This is a genomic window from Streptomyces sp. NPDC012510 (genome assembly GCF_042955065.1).
Taxonomy (GTDB): Bacteria; Actinomycetota; Actinomycetes; order Streptomycetales; family Streptomycetaceae; genus Streptomyces.
This window is the reverse complement of record NZ_JBIBEN010000106.1, coordinates 1-1,054: the sequence shown is the minus strand read 5'-3', so window position 1 is coordinate 1,054 and position 1,054 is coordinate 1. Positions and strand designations below refer to the sequence as shown.

Sequence of the window (1,054 nt, the reverse complement as noted above, 5' to 3'; positions counted from 1 at the left end):
CAAGCTCAAGAGCCTCAAGAACATCCCCACCGCCGGACGCCCTCAACTGGTCGACCTCGGCAAGCCCGTCTTCACCGACGACACTCCACCGCCTCAACCGGATGAAGGAGAACCCCGGTCACAAAGCTGATCACCCCGAATCACCGGCCCGCCTCAGACGGGGCCGCTGTCATCCAGGGGCTGTCCGGCGGATCTCCTGACCGAGGAATGACCATGTGGAACGCGGTACATCCTGCTAACGTCTGCGCCATGAAGCGCGCCGCTATGACGACGACGCCGGAGAGTGTCCCGGCGCGCTGACAGATGATCTGATGCGAAGCCCCGGGGCAAGTGCCCCGGGGCTTCGTCGTAGGCCCGGTCACTTGCTCCGCACCCAGCAGGGAGACCGCGATGACCACCGTGCACGACCACCGCAAGCTCGGCCGTGAACTGGGCCTGTTCGACACCGATCCGCTGATCGGCGCCGGCCTGCCGTACTGGCTGCCCGACGGCGCGGCCGTGAGGCACACCCTGGAGGAGTACATCCGTGCCGCCGAGCGGCGGGCGGGCTACCAGCACGTGTACTCACCGGTACTCGGAAAGCGGGAGTTGTACGGGATCTCGGGGCACTGGGCGCACTACAGCGACGACATGTTCCCCCCGATGGACGTCGGCGCAGAGCAGGTCGTCCTGCGGCCGAGCCTGTGCCCCCATCACGCGGTGATCTACCGCTCCCGCTCCCACAGCTACCGCGAACTGCCCCTGCGGATGGCCGAACTGGGCGGCATGTACCGCTCCGAACTCTCGGGCGTACTCGGCGGACTGACCCGGGTGCGGGCCATCCAGCTCAACGACGCGCACATCTTCTGCACCCTGGACCAGGTCGCCGGGGAGGCGCGGGCGGCGCTGCAGATGATCCGCCAGGCGTACGAGGCGCTCGGCATCACCCCGACCCGCTACCGGCTCTCCCTCCCGGGCCCCAGCGGCAAGTACGTCGCCGCACCCGAGAAGTGGCAGCGTTCCACCGCCCTGCTGACCGACGTCCTTGACCGCTCCGGCCTGTCCTACGAGGCGG

General features: G+C 68.3%; 1 protein-coding gene. It reads left to right on the top strand.

All coding sequences use genetic code 11. The features are described 5' to 3' along the window. Positions 1-399 precede the first annotated feature (399 nt). A partial coding sequence (locus ACFY9I_RS42650) for an aminoacyl--tRNA ligase-related protein (protein WP_391012958.1) occupies positions 400-1,054 on the top strand: 655 nt, incomplete at its 3' end.